At 73.0% G+C, this 241-nt stretch carries 1 pseudogene; it reads left to right on the forward strand.

Going from position 1 to position 241, the window contains the following annotated elements:
• Window positions 1-214, forward strand: a pseudogene (locus tag CCN72_RS25220) (hypothetical protein); the annotation flags it as partial.
• Between the last annotated feature and the right edge of the window lie 27 nt (window positions 215-241).

Here is a 241-nt window from a genome sequence, read left to right on the forward strand (position 1 = left end):
GGCGACGCCGAAGGCCGCGCTGGACGCCGTGCAGAACGAGGACCTGGCCGATGTCGTCGGCCAGGAGGCGCTGGCCGTGCACAAGGCCGAGGCGGAGGCGGAGTTCAAGCCCGCCGACGAGAGCGCACGCGGTGTCGGCCAGGTCATCGACCTGACGGCGCACGACGAGACCGAGGTGATCGACGTCCAGGGGCTGCGCAGCGCGGCCTCCTGACGACGGCACGTCCTGCACAGGGCCCGG

The sequence above is a fragment of the Streptomyces murinus genome (assembly GCF_002154555.1).
GTDB classification, from domain to species: Bacteria; Actinomycetota; Actinomycetes; order Streptomycetales; family Streptomycetaceae; genus Streptomyces; species Streptomyces murinus.